The sequence below is a fragment of the Tolypothrix sp. PCC 7712 genome, assembly GCF_025860405.1.
GTDB classification, from domain to species: domain Bacteria; phylum Cyanobacteriota; class Cyanobacteriia; order Cyanobacteriales; family Nostocaceae; genus Aulosira; species Aulosira diplosiphon.
Genome location: NZ_CP063788.1, coordinates 48,579 through 63,623 on the forward strand (window position 1 = coordinate 48,579; position 15,045 = coordinate 63,623).

Sequence of the window (15,045 nt, forward strand, 5' to 3'; positions counted from 1 at the left end):
TCAATACTCTGCCACCTGAATCCTTACGATTCCTTCTTGTAATAATTTATCTGTAGATGTTGCTTGAGAAGTTGGAGCAGGTGAGTTCTGAGCAATAATTTCTTGCTGAGATTTAAGTGCAGTAGCTGCTGGTATACCACTTAATAATCCGGCAATAGTAATGATTGCTCCTAACCTCAATATTGCGAGATTAAATTGATTACCTGTTGAGATTAATTTTGGTGTAATATCTGTTTTCATCTTTACATTTCCTAAGTTTAAATAAAGTCCATTGGCACAACGCAAGCATTTATCGCTCTATTTTGTGAGCATCAATCATAGCCCAGGCAATTATGATTAAATTTATTGCGACTCCCCAATAAGAGTAAAAGCAGCCCATTGAGATGGACTCGCATATTTTTTCTTAGCAGCAAGTATGGCATTTCTTAACGCAGTGGCTTTGTCAAGTTTCTGTTGCAAATTTTGATAAAATTCAGTCATCAAAAAAGCAGTTGAACCATCATCTACAGCCCATAAAGAGACAATTACACTGGGTGTACCAGCACTAATTAAAGAACGAGATAAGCCAATAACCCCATCACCAGTTATTCGACCTCTACCTGTGTCGCAAGCACTGAGAACAACCAAATCAGCGTTAATTTTTAGATCGAGAATTTCTTCTGCTGTCAGTAGTCCATCGTCCTTTTTATCTTCCTTGCTTAGAGGTGATGAGAGGGAATTAGAATTTTCTGGTGTGAGAGTGAGCAGTCTTTGGGAAGGAGCTAATGCGATCGCACTATCCAATCCTCGAATATCATCAAATAAGCCGTGGGTGGCAAAATGAATAATTCCCGCTTGGGGTAAGCGTTGCACAATCGCTGCTTCTGTTGCGTTATTACCAATCAAAGCTTGGGTGTTAAATAAAGATGCGATCACTTTTGCTTCCTTCTCAGCGCCAGGCAAGGAAGTTAATTGTTGCGGTTTATCCCCAATTTTTAAGGCAACCTTCGGCATAGTAGCCCTGTTTTGTCACTCTGGCAGTAGTATAATAAGGTAAAAATGCTAGAACCAAGACACAGAGCATGGTACAGCCCCGTCCAGCCGCACCAACAGTCAAATTTGTGGACGAATATTGCCAGTGGTATAAAAGTCTGTTTCCAGATGTTAGGAGTTTCGAGGCTTTTAAATATCTCCATGTAGGCTGCATTTCTGATCTAAAACGTAAAACATTGCCAGAAATAGCAAAAATCGTAGGATTAGATAACCAGCAAGGGTTGCATCATTTTCTAACTACATCACCTTGGGATATAGAAAAGTTAAGAACCTTAAGGTTAGAGTTAATTTTACAAGTGCTAAAAGGTAGACCAATCATTTTAATTATTGATGAGACAGGGGATAAAAAGAAAGGGAGCAAGACAGATTATGTGAAACGGCAGTATATAGGAAATTTGGGAAAAACAGATAATGGAATTGTGGCAGTGACAGTATATGGTGTTTTCTGTGGGATGACATTTCCATTACTGTTTGAAGTGTATAAACCCAGGGAAAGATTACAGGCAGGAGATAAGTACCGCACTAAACCAGAAATAGCAGCAATACTGATAAAAAAGCTACAATCAATGGGTTTTAAATTCAACTTAGTACTTGCAGATAGCTTATATGGAGAGAGTGGTAAGAATTTCATATCTGTATTAGATGAACTAAACTTGAACTATATAGTAGCGATTCGGTCAAATCATTATGTAGAAATACTTCCACGACAACATATTCAATATTTAAAGTGGCAGAAGTTTCAAAGGGTATTCTCTGACTTGAGTCGGGAAAATCGATTTATTAGAGAAATTATTCCGGGAAAACGTGGAGAACTTAGATATTGGCAAATTACTACAGATCCAGAAAATTTGCCTGATAACACTACTTGGTATGTGATGAGTAAATATCCAGACATTACGCCAAGAGAAGTTGGAAATTTTTACGGTTTAAGAACTTGGGTCGAGTACGGGTTAAAACAAAGTAAGAATGAATTAGGTTGGTCAGATTTTCGCCTGACTCACTACCCAGATATTGAGCGATGGTGGGAAATTATTTGCAGTGCTTATTTAATGGTTAGTCTGCATTCGGAGCAACTGTTTCAGTCTCCATCACAACGAGAGTCAAAATTTGTTTCACATCCTTGGTGGGATAATGGAAATGGCTGGAAGAACATTCTTAACAATCTTCGTTTGATTATTCAACCTTTTACTTTATTTAATCTGATATATCCCTGGTTAACGGTTTTTCCTATTCCTCAATTAGCTTTGGGTTTTTTTAAACTTCAATCTATTATTTATAGCCTCACCAGTTCAATTTTTATATCCCTGATTCACCCTGATTTCTACTTTTCCTCTGCCTAGAGTGACAAAAGAGGGATAATTCGCGCTTGGGGCATTTTCTCTACAATTGCCGTTTCTGTTGCAGCATCACCTATGAGTGGTTGAGTTTGAAACATCTCTGCAATGTTTTTGGCTTCTTCTTCTGCACCTGGTAATCGTGCTGGTTTACAGTTATCCCTTGCTGGATTGAGGGGTGTTTTTGGTGCAGTGGGGTTTCCTACTATTAATAATTCATCACCCGTGATATGTTTGGGAACAAAAGGTTTTGCATCTTTACGCCCTTTTTGGCGCTGGTAAAGTAAATCTAATACCTGAATTGAAGGTGCAGTAGAAATTGTGTGTTTCTCAATCAAATATTTACCCTTTGCATCTTGTAATGCTGCAAAAGGAACAGTAAATAGTTCACCTTGAGGAATAAAAACAACTCGTTCCTCTGGTTTTTGTGGTAGTAAATCGGCAATTGGTTCAATTAATACTTGATGCAGTTTTGGTAAATCAAATTTCCAGCTTTTATTCTTAGGCTTATCATAAGTTACAATCCCCTTTGCCTCTACACTTCTTGCAGCATGACGACGGCGATTTTTGCCAAATAAATTGAGAAATGAATTATTTTCAACTTTTCCCCAAGCTTTTAAGTCAACTTTACGGAATTGCATCTCGCCTGTGGGTTTAATGACCCAAATATATAATTCCGATTCTTGAGTTTCTATCTTTCCCTGAACTATAGATTCATCGGTAATAATTGAATATTGCACAATCGTGGCATTTTGCTGTTTAGAAACCTGCTGAATTTTCTCTATATCTGCTGAATTTGTAATCTCTGGAGAATCAGGTATTTGTTTTGTGAGCGTTGCTCCTATTTTCTGAGCCTTAGGTTGCTGCCTAGGATTTGTATGAGAATTAAGGATGGATAATTTATCACTAGCGATCGCACTGCTATAAATAGCTGTAGTGCTTGTCAAAATTAGAAATGTAGAAATAAAGCTAGAAATGCGGTACAGGTAATAGTTTTTTGATGTTTTAATCATGGTTATATCAGGTGAAATTTTGTTGTAATAGTTGGAGATATTGATAAATAGTGGTGCATATAGCCTGACGGCATTCTAGAAAAATGCTGGCGTAATGCACCTGGGAATTGCATTATTAGATCCAAAGTCTATAACTCAATCAAAAACAAGCTTTAAGCGGTATAGATTTCTTTCAATACATTTAATGCTTGTTCAGCAGCTTGAGGATTTCCTTGTTTTTGATAAAGTTCAGCAGCTTTCTCTAAATCAGCCTTTGCTGCATCTGTTTGAGCTAAATTAGCTTGAGCAATCCCGCGCCAAAAATAAGCGTGAGCAAATTCTGGTTCCATTTTGATGGTTTGTTCAAAATCTGCCAGCGAATCACGATATTTTTCAAGTTGAACTTGAGCAAAGCCTCTACCAAAGTAAGGATAAGCAGAATTAGGGTTAATACCTATCGCTTGCTCAAAATCTCCAACTGCTGTTTCATATTGCTCTAAATGGCTATAAGCAAATCCCCGAAATACGTAAGCTGCAAAATTATTTGCATCAATTTTCAGAACTGAATTACAACCTTCGATTGCTGCTTGAAAATCTCCTTTTTCTAAATCGGCTGAGATTTGAGTTAATAGCGCATCTACATTATTGTTATTACGAGCTTTGGGGGAAGAATTGGTTTCAGATAAGCGTTCGATTGTAGGTAGTTTTAACTGAGGCTTCAATTCAGTTTTTGCCCGTGTAATCAGCAATGGATTAGACTCACTTAAGCTTTCAGCTAAAGTTGTGGAAGGAACAAGCATTGTTCCAAAAACTAAGATTACTGCTGCTAATTTTGAAAGTTTCATTTTACTGACTCCTTAATATTTGTTGATGTTGGGTTGATTTTAGATGAATAAAATTTCACTAAGGTGAATAAATCCACTTGATGCGATCGCGTTTTGCTTGCTCACATGGATATGTATTTCTAGCGGTAAAGAGGATATGCCAAAATAAGTGATTTCTAACTTGAAGCCATCCTCTTTGTGCGCTCATTGATATGTATTTCTGAGGTTTGAGAGGATATGCCAAAATAAGATATTTTTTCTGGAAATCATTTGTCAGCTAATTCATCAAGTAGCGCAGAACGCTTATATAATCAAGCTTGAGGGAATTTGATATTTTTCTTGAGGATATTTTTATTTCTACAGAGTTTTTATATCGTCTGAAAACTTGGTTGAAAACGGGCATAAAAATAGAGGCGTTGCATAATATAGGGATGAATTGAGGTGTGATACTGTGCATTGCCCATACTGTGACTCTACTGAGATTAGAAAAAATGGGAAACGAAGAGGTAAGCTGTGGGCACATTTGTGTAAAATGTGGTCGTCAATTTATCGATGCCTATAGTCCACCAAAAGGATACTCAGATGAGATAAAACAAGACTGTTTAAGATCATACGTGAATGGCATGGGATTTCGAGCGATCGAGCGTGATAAGGGAGTTCACCATACAACCATAATTTATTGGCTCAAACAAATTGGTGAACAACTTCCAGATGCACCACCAATCAACGAGATACCAGAAGTTGGAGAGTTAGATGAACTCGAAACTTTTGTCGGTTCAAAAAGCGAAAAGTTGCGTGCGGGGGTTCCCCCCGTTGAGCAAACTTTTCAAGACAAAACAAAATTTGGTTGTGGACAGCAGTAAACCACTTTCGTCAAGGAATTTTAGCTTGGGTTTTAGGAGACCACAGCGCACTCAACATTTAAACCTTTGTGGGAGGTTGTTTGCTGCTGGCTTTGCGCTTTTTTATGTTACCGATGGATGGAAAGTTTACCCCAGTTTTATTGAGCCAGGAGACCATATCGTCAGTAAAACATATATGACCAGAGTAGAAGGTGAAAATACACGGTTACGTCATTACCTGGCACGCTTACATCGCAAAACATTATGCTATTCCAAATCAATAGATATGCTTAAATACTCAATTCGTTTGTTACTTCATTACTTAAAGTATAGACAAATACCTGTATTTAGTTAATTCATCCCGCATTTATGCAACGCCAAAATAGAAAAATACCCAGATGATGCATCTGAGTACCTCGTAAACATATGATTGGCTAATTTTTCAAGACTTGTTACCGCACTCTGACTTAAGTTGTTGGGGAATATCCTGACGTATCTTAAGTAACTCAGTTGAAGGTTTTTCTACGGAATAAGCTTGCTGTAAGGCATCAGCCCATAATTCTTGTTGTATAAAATAGTTAGCCTTGGCGAGTGCGATCGCTTCTGGGTTGGCTCCTTTGGCTTTCTGTTCCTCCTCCAAAGTTTTTAATTGATTAGTTATGTCCTGTCTTTCTTGTGGTTCCATAACCCGAAATCTAATATTTCCTGTAGCTGTACCACCGTCAAATACAACCCAGTAATAAATTTCACCTGGTTGTAGTGGCTCTCCTGTGTAACTAATAAATTGTTTCCCTGGTACTAATTCCTGAGTCCATAAAGTAGTCTGTCTATTCTTCATCAGACCAACTTGTTGTACATTTCCTTCCCAAAGAAATAAAGGGCGATCGCTCCAAACAATTCTAGTTTTAGTAGTTTTATTTATTTTATCCTCCGGTACATCAGGAGAAATCATACAAACAGAACTTGGTGCAGATGAATTAGGATCGCGACCAACAGCTTTACGTGGTTTAACAGGAGGTTTCGGTTTCGATAAAGGCAGGAAAATATTAACCCAAGATAAAAGAGGATTTGTTGGTTTCGTTTCTGCTTTTAAATTTAGGTTAAAGAATAAAGGTAAGCCAGTAATATTTATTGCCAAAATTAATAAATAAAACTGAATGTGATTGAAACTATTCATAAACTTTTTTCCTCAAAAATGCTGGCATTACGTACAACCAAATAATTAGTGATGGTAAGCTCCAAGGTAAAATTATCGCGATTGATGAAAGATAAATTTGTAAACTTATTAAACCATAAGCTACTGTAGATACACCTAACGATAATAAAATTTGTAATCTGAATTGGGGATTTTTTTGCATTATAAAATATAAAGTCTTACCCAATATAATCGCTATTAAAATTATCCATAAATCAGGGATAGGTACAACCATTCTATTATTCAATAAATGATGTACTTTATATGCATGAATCTCACCTCCAGTCAATACTTGATTGGTATTCTCTGGATTTTCTAAACGTTGCCATACTTCCAAAGCCGGAGGTAAATCAAAATTATCTTCACCATCTTTTGACATTCCCGCTTCACCATATCCCCCTGGTGCAATGATAACTATTTGATTTTCTAAATTAGCAATTTGGGGATTTTGGGTCTGATTTTCTAATAACTGCCAAGCCGGAATACTGCGATAGACTTGATTTGGCGGAATAGAAAAATCAACTATTGGGTGCAACCACATCTGACCAAAATAATAGCTAAATTCTGTTATTGGTTGTAAATTAATCCGTGGTGATGTAAAGCTAGTAATATTATTCAGATGATTCTTTTGTAAGAATTTTTCAATCTGCTGGCTAAAATCTGTTTTACTCTTTAATTGAGGTTGTGGTGCTTGTGTAACTTTATTTTCAATAGTTGTATCAGCAACTGCAATCAATCCTCGTTGTTTTTTATTTGCTGTGGTAGCTGTTTGTGGTTCTAGTTTCTGTAACTGATGTGAGATTGCTAATAAATTAGCAAAATATAATGGTTGAGATGAAGATTTATCTGATAGAGATAGCAGTTGCATATATCCCGGTAAAATCTCAATTTCTCCTTGCAAAGTCCAATTAGGGCTAGCAATTTCTGGTAATACTTTCAACCTATCACCATTTAAGGCACTAGTTGTTGCCAAGACAAACCATGTTGGTTTTGATGATTTTACACCAAGCTGAAGAGTTTTAGCTAAGGCTCGGTCGTTTTGTTCTTGATGTCTATCTAATAAATAATCAATTCCAATTACCTTAGCACCCCTCGTTTGTAACTTATCAATTAATTCAGCTAAGTATTGACGATTCATCGGTTTTGGGTTGGAAATTTTACGCTTCCTAATCGATTCTTCATCAATTTGGACTAATAAAACTGGGGGATTTTTGGTTGAATCAGTTTGACCTGTTAATTGACGGTAAATAGTTTGTGTTTTTAAACGCTGTGCTAATAAATTATTTTGTATAGGTAGTTGAGTACTAATAATAAATAAAGCTGAAAGAGCAATAGTTTCAATGCGAGATGGGCTAATTTTTCGTAAATTATGAGCGAAACTATGTTTAAAGCGAAATAAATGAGCTTCTGGATGGAGAAATAAAGAAGGAATCAGATAGGCGCTAGGATAAGTCAGATTTTCTTCTAATTTTAAATATTGACAAGCTGATGTTAAAGCTTCTTGGACATCTTTATATTGAGCCAAACTTTGCAAAAAATGTAGGAAAAATTCTGAAGCGACTTTATTATGAATTGGTTCTCGCATTACTGCTACTTGACTTAAACCTAATTCAATTAACTTATTAGCAATACTTAAGCCGTTACAGGAATTAAATAAAGCGAATTGTAATCCTTTTTCTAAGGCTTGATTTAATAAGGGTATGATTTCACTAATTGATAAAGTAGTATTGGGAGCAATAGAAATTTCTCCACCTGTCAAAGCCGTTTCATTGCTATGTCCTGCAAATAATAAAATATCCCATCCTAATTCCGAAGTAATTGCTGCTTTTAGTTCAGTTTTAAGTAGGTCAATGTTTTTTCCTGGTTGCCATCCTATAAATGTAATGTCGGCAAGACGTTTCAGTTTTTGAATTGCTTTTTTCTCAGCTTGAAAATCTAAACCAGTATCATCACCTAAAATTACTAATACTCTAGTTTTAGCACGATGAATATGATTATGCTTTGCTATTGATTTATGGATATTGATAGGACTGCGAACAATATTAATTTTACTAAAAGCAAAGGTAACTTCCGTACAAATCTCCCAAGTCTCCCAAGGTAAGCGTGCTAATTCTAAAGAATCACAAGTCAAGAAAAGATTAATATTTGCCGATTGAGAATTAGCAGACGATAAAGAAACTTGAGTAATTACTGTTCTAATTTCATATAGTTCGCTACTACGCAACCAATTGTGAAATTCTGATAGAAATTTTGCTTCTATTTGAACTAATTTTGCGTGCCAATCAGGAGTTGGTGTTTGAAAACTACCGGAATTTTCTACTCTTCCTCGTAACGCAGTTTTGTAAAAACTTAGATAGGTGCGTTGCCATTCTTGATAGAGTAATGTCAAGTTTTCGGAATAGTTAATTTTAGCGCTGAGACGTTGTGCTGTTCCCCAAGTTAATTCAAATAAGCAAACTTGTTCGATGCGTTGCACCTTGAGATGAAAGTTGTTCATAATTTGTAGTTAATTAATTATTTATTACTTAGCAGAGATGCAATTACTTGCATCTCTATTATTTTTTAAAGACCGTTACCAATTAAAATGAAAGGTGCCCAGTAGTACGGATGGGAATACCCACTTTGATACTTTTCATTTCTTGAGGAGGTACCGGGTGGTATATTCACTCTAATAGAACGTTGTTCGGAGTTGATGCTGGTGGCGTTATTCCCTTTTAGTAAATCAAGTTGTGCTTGACGTAATGCTTCAGATTTCGTCATCTTTCTGGAGAGGTTTTTGTAAAATAGTTGCATTAGTTCTGATGTACTGGGATCGTCAACTTTCCACAAAGATGCGATCGCAGCTTTAGCACCTGTTTGTTGCATCGCATAACCAAAACCTAAAATCTCTTTACCATCCCCAAAACCACCCAAACCAGTTTCACAAGCACTCAGCACTACCAAATCAACATTTGTGAGATTCCAAGATTTGACATCTCGCAAAGTAAAATATTCTTTATTATCTTGATCGTCTGATTCTTTCTCACCTAAAACTTTATCACCCAAAATAATTACAGAATTGTCTGGATTTTCCTTGACAAATGCGGCATGAGTTGCCAGATGTACGACTGAATAATCATTCATCATTAATCGGATATTTGGATTGAATTGTTTGTCTAAAAGTTTAGTACTTCCAGAAAAACTTGCTGTAATTTCATCTACTTCTTTTCCTGCATATTTCAATCCTCTAAAAGTTGCCGTTTTTTCCCCCAACGGGACAGTTACATTACGATTGATATCTGTAAATGCAGCAGCTAAAATGTCTTGTTTAGTTTGAGGTTTTGTATTTAAATCCATCAAACTCAAGGCTGTAATATTATTGATGTTATAACGCTCAATTAGCCATTGCTTACTATCATGTAAAGCAGCTAGAGGAATATAACGTAATTTTTCATCGGGAGCAAAAATAATTGTTTTGGTTTTTGCTTCTGCTAAATCCCCCTCCAATGGTTGAATTAGCCATTGATAAAGTTTATTAGCATTAACTTTGGCATTAGTACCAGGACTTTGCAAATCACGACGAAAATCTTCAATTGTTTTATTGAGTTCAGCTTGCGAAACTGCTACTGTACGACGAACTGGAGGAGCATAAGGAGTAAGTAATACTAGTTCCAAACGCTCTTTTAAAACCAAGGGATAAATAATTACAGCATCTTGTTGTAGCTCCTTTAAATTATCTTGTAAACTTCTTGCTTGTGCATCTGGGTCTAAATTCTTTCCTCCAGTAAGTTGACGTAATTCTTCAATTCGTTTTGCAACTTCTGGACTTTTGACAAATTCTCCGTATTCTTTTATGAGATTTTCTTGCATTTTTCGCAACTCAATAATACGCTGTTTATGCTTGTTATCACGCCTCTCTCGGGGGATAGTTTCTAATTGATTTAATTCCTTACCCAAGGCGATTTGTTTATCATTTAAAGTACTATTAATTGCTCTTGGTTTGCCGAAATATTCTTGCGCTTCTAGATATTTCAGTATTTCTAGGATTGGTGTTGCTTCTGCTGTACGTCCTTGTTGTAATAATAAATCTGCATACTGACGATATACTTGGGCTGGTGTAAATCCATCAAAATCGACAATTGTTTGAAAGAAAGATTTTTGTAAATCTGGTGTAATTTCTTGAATCTTACTTCGCACTACTTCAATTCGCTGAACTGCTTCTTGATAGTTTTTAATCGCTTCATTAGGTTGATTTAATTCAGCATAAGTACGACCTAAGCCAGCATAAATTCCAGAATCAGCACCTACAGATTTTGCTTGAATTTTGATTGCTAATGCTTGGTTATATGTTTTAATCGCTTCTTGCTTTTTACCAAACTTACGCTGTAAACCCCCTATAAACGAAAGTACTTCCTTTTCATAGCTAGGATTTTTCGACTTTCTGGCAAGTTCTAAGTTAGCTTGGACTGCTTCCATTGCTTTTGGCTCATTATTTAACTCACCATAGCCCAGACCAAGTACAAAATTTCCTATTAATTCTATTTCGATTGTTTTAGTTTTGGGTAAAATAGCTAAACCTCGATTCGTATATTCAATGATTTTTTTCGGTTGGTCTTTACCAAAGTAGCTGTAGGCAATAAGAAATAAACTTATAGCCTCACCCTGAGGATTTTTGATTTTTTGAGCTAGGGTAAGTGATTGTTGTAAATATTCAGTGCTTTTTTGTTCATCTCCTAAAGTTTTGTAGAATAGTCCAATTTCTTGAAGACTTGACAATTCAGAGTGTGGATCAATATTTTGTTTAGCAATTGATAATGCTTCCTGAAATAATTCCAGAGTTTTCTTATAGTTTCCTTGATGAGTATAAATCTGCCGTTGAATATTTAAAGCATCTCTTTTTAAATTGAGATTTTTTGTTTTTTCTGCAATTATCAATACTTGCTGTGCGGAATCTAAAGCTTGCTTATAATCTCCCTTTACTGTATATACAGCACTGAGTTTTTTGAATGCTTCTGCTTCTAAATCAGAATTCTTAATATCTCTTGCTATTGTCAAAGCTTGCTGGTTAAGTTCAATTGCTTTTTGAAATTCTTGGTTATTCTGATATACATCACCTAATGCAATCAATGCACTAGCGTCAAATTCAGGGTTTTTTAAAGTTTTTGCAAAGTTTAAACGTTGTTGAGCATACTCAAATGCTTTATCATATTCCCCTATATTCGTGTAGACTAAACTCAAAAAACCTAAAGCAGACAGCTTTTGATCATAAGCATGAGATTGAGAATAATTCGGTAATTTTTGAATATCAATTTCATTTGCTTTGCTTAAAGCTTGTTGTGAAAACTGAATACCTTTATCAAAGTCACCTAGAACACTATAAGTCATAGCAAGCCTTAATAATGCCTGTGCTTCAAAAGCTGGATCTCTAAGTTGTTGAGCAATTTCTAATTCTCTCTGGCTTAATTCAATAACCTTGCTAATATTTCCTTGGTATTTATAAAGCTCGGCGAGAAAAGATAAAGCATATCTCTCAGCATCTAAAATTTTATACTGTCGAGCAATATTCAAACCTTGTTGCAGAAATTTCTCTGCTTTTTCTAATTCTCTTAATTTGAGATGATAATTACCGATAAGCGAGTAGGATTGACCTTGAATTTCAAATATATTTTTCTCTACTTCGGAATTGTTGAGTTCTCTTGCAATTTTTAAAGCATTTGGAACTAATTTGAGAGCTTTATTTGCTTGAATCATTCCCCGATAATAATCTTTTTCAAGGGTAGCCTCATTAGCATTTCCATAATAAATCCTCATGATTTGCATGAAGATAGTTAATTTTGTAGAGCGATTATTTGCTGTTTCTCCGTAGAGAGCTAATGCTTTCTCATAGAATTCAATTGCTTTATCATATTTTTTCTGAGCATGGTAGTTCACAGCAATTCCAGCAAGAGTTTGAGCTTCTATCGTCGGATTCTTTATTTCTCTAGTGATTATTAATGAGTTTTGTAAATTTTCTATTGCTAAGTCATGTTTACCTTGCTGAAAATAGCAATTTCCAATAAGCACAAGTATTGCGGCTTCTTGTTCAGTATTTTTATTTGCTAATGGCAAAGCTTGTTGATAAAACTCTAAAGTCTTATCATATTTCTCTTGTTTTGTATAACTATCTCCTAAAGATACTAAAATCTGAAATTCAAGAGATTTATCTTTTACCTCACTAGCTATAGGTAATGCTTGTTGATAAGCTTTAATGGCTGGATCATATTTTTGTTGATTAAAATAAGTATTTCCTATAGCATTAAGAATGTTAGCCTCAAAATCACGCATTCCTGCTTCTTGAATGAGCGGTAATGATTGTTGAAAAAATTTCAATGCATTGTCATATTCTTTTTTATTAAGATAAATTAATCCTATATGCTGTAAACTCCTACCTTCCCAAGCACGATTTCCGACTTCACGATTCACAGCTAAAGCTTTATTCAACCAATCCAAAGCATTTGGATAATCATTTATATTGCTGTAAGCTCCTGCTATTCTAAATAGAGTCAAGCCCTCTTGGTATTTATCCCCCAATTCTCTATGCATCGCTAGTGCTTGCTGTAAAAGCTTTAAGCCTTTATCTTGTTGTTTTAAATAACTGTAAGTAATACCCATTCGACTCAGAGTAATTGCTTCCCCGACTTTATCTTTAACCTCACGGCGAATTTCTAAAGCTTGTTGTAAAGTTAAGAGGGATTTTTCATCTTGTTCCAAACTGAAGTACAACCCACCCAAAGCATCTAAAGTTTCTCCTTCTCCAGCACGGTCTTTAATTTCCCTGCGAATTGTTAAAGCTTGTTGTAAAATTTCTAATGCTTTGTCGTTTTGCTGAAAAACGTTGTAAACCAGTCCTATATTATTCAGCGTTTGACCAATTCCCGCTTTATCCCCCAATTTTCGCCGTATCTCCAGCACCCGTTGATAAGTCTGCAAAGCTTTGGGATATTCCCCACGTCGAAACTGCTGTACACCTTCTTCAAACAACTTATCTGCATCTGCTTTAGTATCCGAACTGGTTGCAGTTTGCGCCAAAGTATGCTTAACTATCACATCATTCGCCGCTAACCCAACACCACAAGTCAGTGAAAACACTAAACTAACTAGGGCGAAACTCTTCAAACTCTTAGACATTGGTTATTCCTCTTAATATGGCTACAGAAGATTGATTACTCAATCTCTTATATTTCTGAGGACAAACCAGGTTATGCCAAAATTTAAAAATGACCTCAGCATCATTACGATACCTTGATGTGACAGACCGTATTAATACTGGAGATCACAAGCTATTTAAAGATATTGTAAAGAAAAAGCCAAAGCATACCAGACATTTGCAACAATTACCCGCTTATTGCAATTATCCAGTGAAGAGTAGTATTGTGAAAGCGATCGCCCAATTCTGGTATCCAATCGCGTCAATTCCGTAACCGCTCCAAATTAAACGCAAAAGGCGGTAAAGTCACCTCAACGCCATCCATCAAACTCACACTCACCAAAAACTTCTCATCCCAATTACCAACCACACGGGTAAATATATAAGAATCTTCACTCTCTGCATTTAATCCCGGTTCATCCAAAATACCTGTTTGGTCGCTGACCCTAAGTTTAATCCCAGACGGTAAACTACTTAAAGCAGGTGCGCCCAAAATTAGTAACAAACTCCACTCTGGCTGTTCAGATTCCGATAGTAAATGCCAAGTCACAGCATACAACCGCAAAGGTATCCCAGCTAAAAGTAAATCTTGATACGCACCCCGCGCTTGTACGGGAATTTCTAAACCCCTCTGTCGTAATTGAGTAGCTATTACCTCAAATTCTTCCTCAGGACTACGTATTGGGCGCATTTGGGAAGCATCTGCAAAACTGGGTAACAGCACCCAAGAAAGTGAAGCAGCTAAATCATCCAACTCATCCCACAACCAACGTCCAGCATTTAAAGCAGGTTGGGTAATTAATTTAATTACATCTTGTAGAGACGCAAAAGCAGCTGTTGATTCTGGGTTGGCGCTACCAATCTCTATATTCTCTATAGCTGCTTGTGTTTGTAATGTGTAAACCCAATTGATCAATTCTGGACTAGTTAAAACAGCAGCAGCTTGTTCCCAAGTTAAAACTTCAGATAATTCCCGTTTCGGTGATTGTAACTGAGGTAATAATTCCACCAACTGATTTTGTATATTTGCTAAAATCGCACTACGATTTGTAGGAATTACAGGTAAAGAGATTGCTGATGATTCCAAACATCGTAGATAAAGCAAGAGACGGTCTGGATTACTATCAAAACAGGATATTGTCAGTTGATAATTCCAATCTGACTGTAAAGAGGTTGTCTGTAAATTCTCTTGTAATTCTTCATAGCTTAAAAAAGCATAAACATTTGCTGCTTCTTGTTCTTCTAACACCTCCACTAAAACATAAAAGTGGGGAATAAACTCTGGTAAATCTACAACTACTCTGGGAATATTAACCATTTCATCGCTCAAGCTACCAGTGGCAATTAAACAGACTTTAAATTCCCCTACTTGTAAATTAGCAACGCCACTAATAAAATTTGCTAAAACTGGTTGTAAACTTGTACATTGCTCGCGATTAATAGTTAAAGATTCTGCTCTTTCTTCTAGCCATTGCTCAAAAGCTGATAAAGCTAAATAATGAAGATAAGCTTGCCATTGTTTGGATTCATTAATAACTTGATTACTGAGTACTGCGGCTTGGTCAATCTCATCGGGTGAGAGAATAACTGCTGAAGTTGGTAAAGCATCAAAATCAAGGTAAGACATGGGAGGAAGATTACTTAATAAATTTGTCATAATT

The 15,045-nt window shown here is 36.0% G+C and carries 9 protein-coding genes and 2 pseudogenes; 3 read left to right on the forward strand and 8 right to left on the reverse strand.

Translation table 11 applies throughout. From position 1 onward, the window contains the following. Together HGR01_RS38840 and HGR01_RS38845 are read right to left on the reverse strand one after the other, a co-directional pair. On the reverse strand, positions 1-240 hold the full coding sequence (locus HGR01_RS38840) for a hypothetical protein (RefSeq protein WP_045874934.1): 240 nt from the start codon (positions 238-240) through the stop codon (positions 1-3). A 102-nt stretch (positions 241-342) separates the two neighbouring features. Beyond that, positions 343-996: pseudogene (locus HGR01_RS38845) on the reverse strand (CHAT domain-containing protein); the annotation flags it as partial. Between the two features lie 65 nt (positions 997-1,061). On the opposite strand from HGR01_RS38845, the gene HGR01_RS38850 reads away from it, so the two are divergent. Continuing rightward, on the forward strand, positions 1,062-2,372 hold the full coding sequence (locus HGR01_RS38850; RefSeq protein WP_096621593.1) for an IS701 family transposase: 1,311 nt from the start codon (positions 1,062-1,064) through the stop codon (positions 2,370-2,372). On the opposite strand, the gene HGR01_RS38855 is transcribed toward HGR01_RS38850, so the two are convergent. Together HGR01_RS38855 and HGR01_RS38860 are read right to left on the reverse strand one after the other, a co-directional pair. Continuing rightward, positions 2,369-3,379, reverse strand: a complete 1,011-nt coding sequence (locus HGR01_RS38855) for a CHAT domain-containing protein (protein WP_052335493.1) — start codon at positions 3,377-3,379, stop codon at positions 2,369-2,371. The two genes, HGR01_RS38850 and HGR01_RS38855, sit on opposite strands and share 4 nt — an antisense overlap. A gap of 152 nt (positions 3,380-3,531) precedes the next feature. Continuing rightward, complete coding sequence (locus HGR01_RS38860) at positions 3,532-4,203, reverse strand: tetratricopeptide repeat protein (RefSeq protein ID WP_045874931.1); 672 nt, start codon at positions 4,201-4,203, stop codon at positions 3,532-3,534. Positions 4,204-4,633: 430 nt separating this feature from the next. Between HGR01_RS38860 and HGR01_RS38865 the strand changes: the two are divergent. Next, positions 4,634-5,379 (forward strand): annotated as a pseudogene (locus HGR01_RS38865) (IS1 family transposase). A gap of 87 nt (positions 5,380-5,466) precedes the next feature. Here the strand turns inward: HGR01_RS38865 and HGR01_RS38870 are convergent. The 3 genes from HGR01_RS38870 to HGR01_RS38880 all read right to left on the reverse strand — a co-directional run bounded on the left by HGR01_RS38870 (position 5,467) and on the right by HGR01_RS38880 (position 13,365). Beyond that, positions 5,467-6,201 (reverse strand): hypothetical protein, encoded by a 735-nt coding sequence (locus tag HGR01_RS38870; protein WP_045874930.1) that lies wholly within the window; start codon positions 6,199-6,201, stop codon positions 5,467-5,469. Then, positions 6,194-8,716 carry a CHASE2 domain-containing protein gene (locus tag HGR01_RS38875; protein WP_045874929.1) on the reverse strand — a complete coding sequence of 841 codons (2,523 nt, stop codon included), beginning with the start codon at positions 8,714-8,716 and terminating at the stop codon, positions 6,194-6,196. The genes HGR01_RS38870 and HGR01_RS38875 overlap by 8 nt, the downstream gene beginning before the upstream one ends. A gap of 65 nt (positions 8,717-8,781) precedes the next feature. Continuing rightward, positions 8,782-13,365 carry a tetratricopeptide repeat protein gene (locus HGR01_RS38880; RefSeq protein WP_096622355.1) on the reverse strand — a complete coding sequence of 1,528 codons (4,584 nt, stop codon included), beginning with the start codon at positions 13,363-13,365 and terminating at the stop codon, positions 8,782-8,784. Positions 13,366-13,454: 89 nt separating this feature from the next. On the opposite strand from HGR01_RS38880, the gene HGR01_RS38885 reads away from it, so the two are divergent. Continuing rightward, positions 13,455-13,658: a hypothetical protein gene (locus tag HGR01_RS38885; protein WP_045874806.1), complete on the forward strand. Its 204-nt coding sequence runs from the start codon at positions 13,455-13,457 to the stop codon at positions 13,656-13,658. Here the strand turns inward: HGR01_RS38885 and HGR01_RS38890 are convergent. After that, entirely contained in the window at positions 13,647-15,041 is a 1,395-nt protein-coding gene (locus HGR01_RS38890; protein WP_045874807.1) for a DUF1822 family protein, read from the reverse strand. The two genes, HGR01_RS38885 and HGR01_RS38890, sit on opposite strands and share 12 nt — an antisense overlap. Positions 15,042-15,045: the final 4 nt, after the last annotated feature.

Coding starts and splice junctions, on each gene's coding strand:
- HGR01_RS38840 (WP_045874934.1), bottom strand. CDS start 240: ATGAAAACAGATATTACACCAAAATTAATCTCAACAGGTAATCAATTT.
- HGR01_RS38850 (WP_096621593.1), top strand. CDS start 1,062: ATGGTACAGCCCCGTCCAGCCGCACCAACAGTCAAATTTGTGGACGAA.
- HGR01_RS38855 (WP_052335493.1), bottom strand. CDS start 3,379: ATGATTAAAACATCAAAAAACTATTACCTGTACCGCATTTCTAGCTTT.
- HGR01_RS38860 (WP_045874931.1), bottom strand. CDS start 4,203: ATGAAACTTTCAAAATTAGCAGCAGTAATCTTAGTTTTTGGAACAATG.
- HGR01_RS38870 (WP_045874930.1), bottom strand. CDS start 6,201: ATGAATAGTTTCAATCACATTCAGTTTTATTTATTAATTTTGGCAATA.
- HGR01_RS38875 (WP_045874929.1), bottom strand. CDS start 8,716: ATGAACAACTTTCATCTCAAGGTGCAACGCATCGAACAAGTTTGCTTA.
- HGR01_RS38880 (WP_096622355.1), bottom strand. CDS start 13,365: ATGTCTAAGAGTTTGAAGAGTTTCGCCCTAGTTAGTTTAGTGTTTTCA.
- HGR01_RS38885 (WP_045874806.1), top strand. CDS start 13,455: ATGACCTCAGCATCATTACGATACCTTGATGTGACAGACCGTATTAAT.
- HGR01_RS38890 (WP_045874807.1), bottom strand. CDS start 15,041: ATGACAAATTTATTAAGTAATCTTCCTCCCATGTCTTACCTTGATTTT.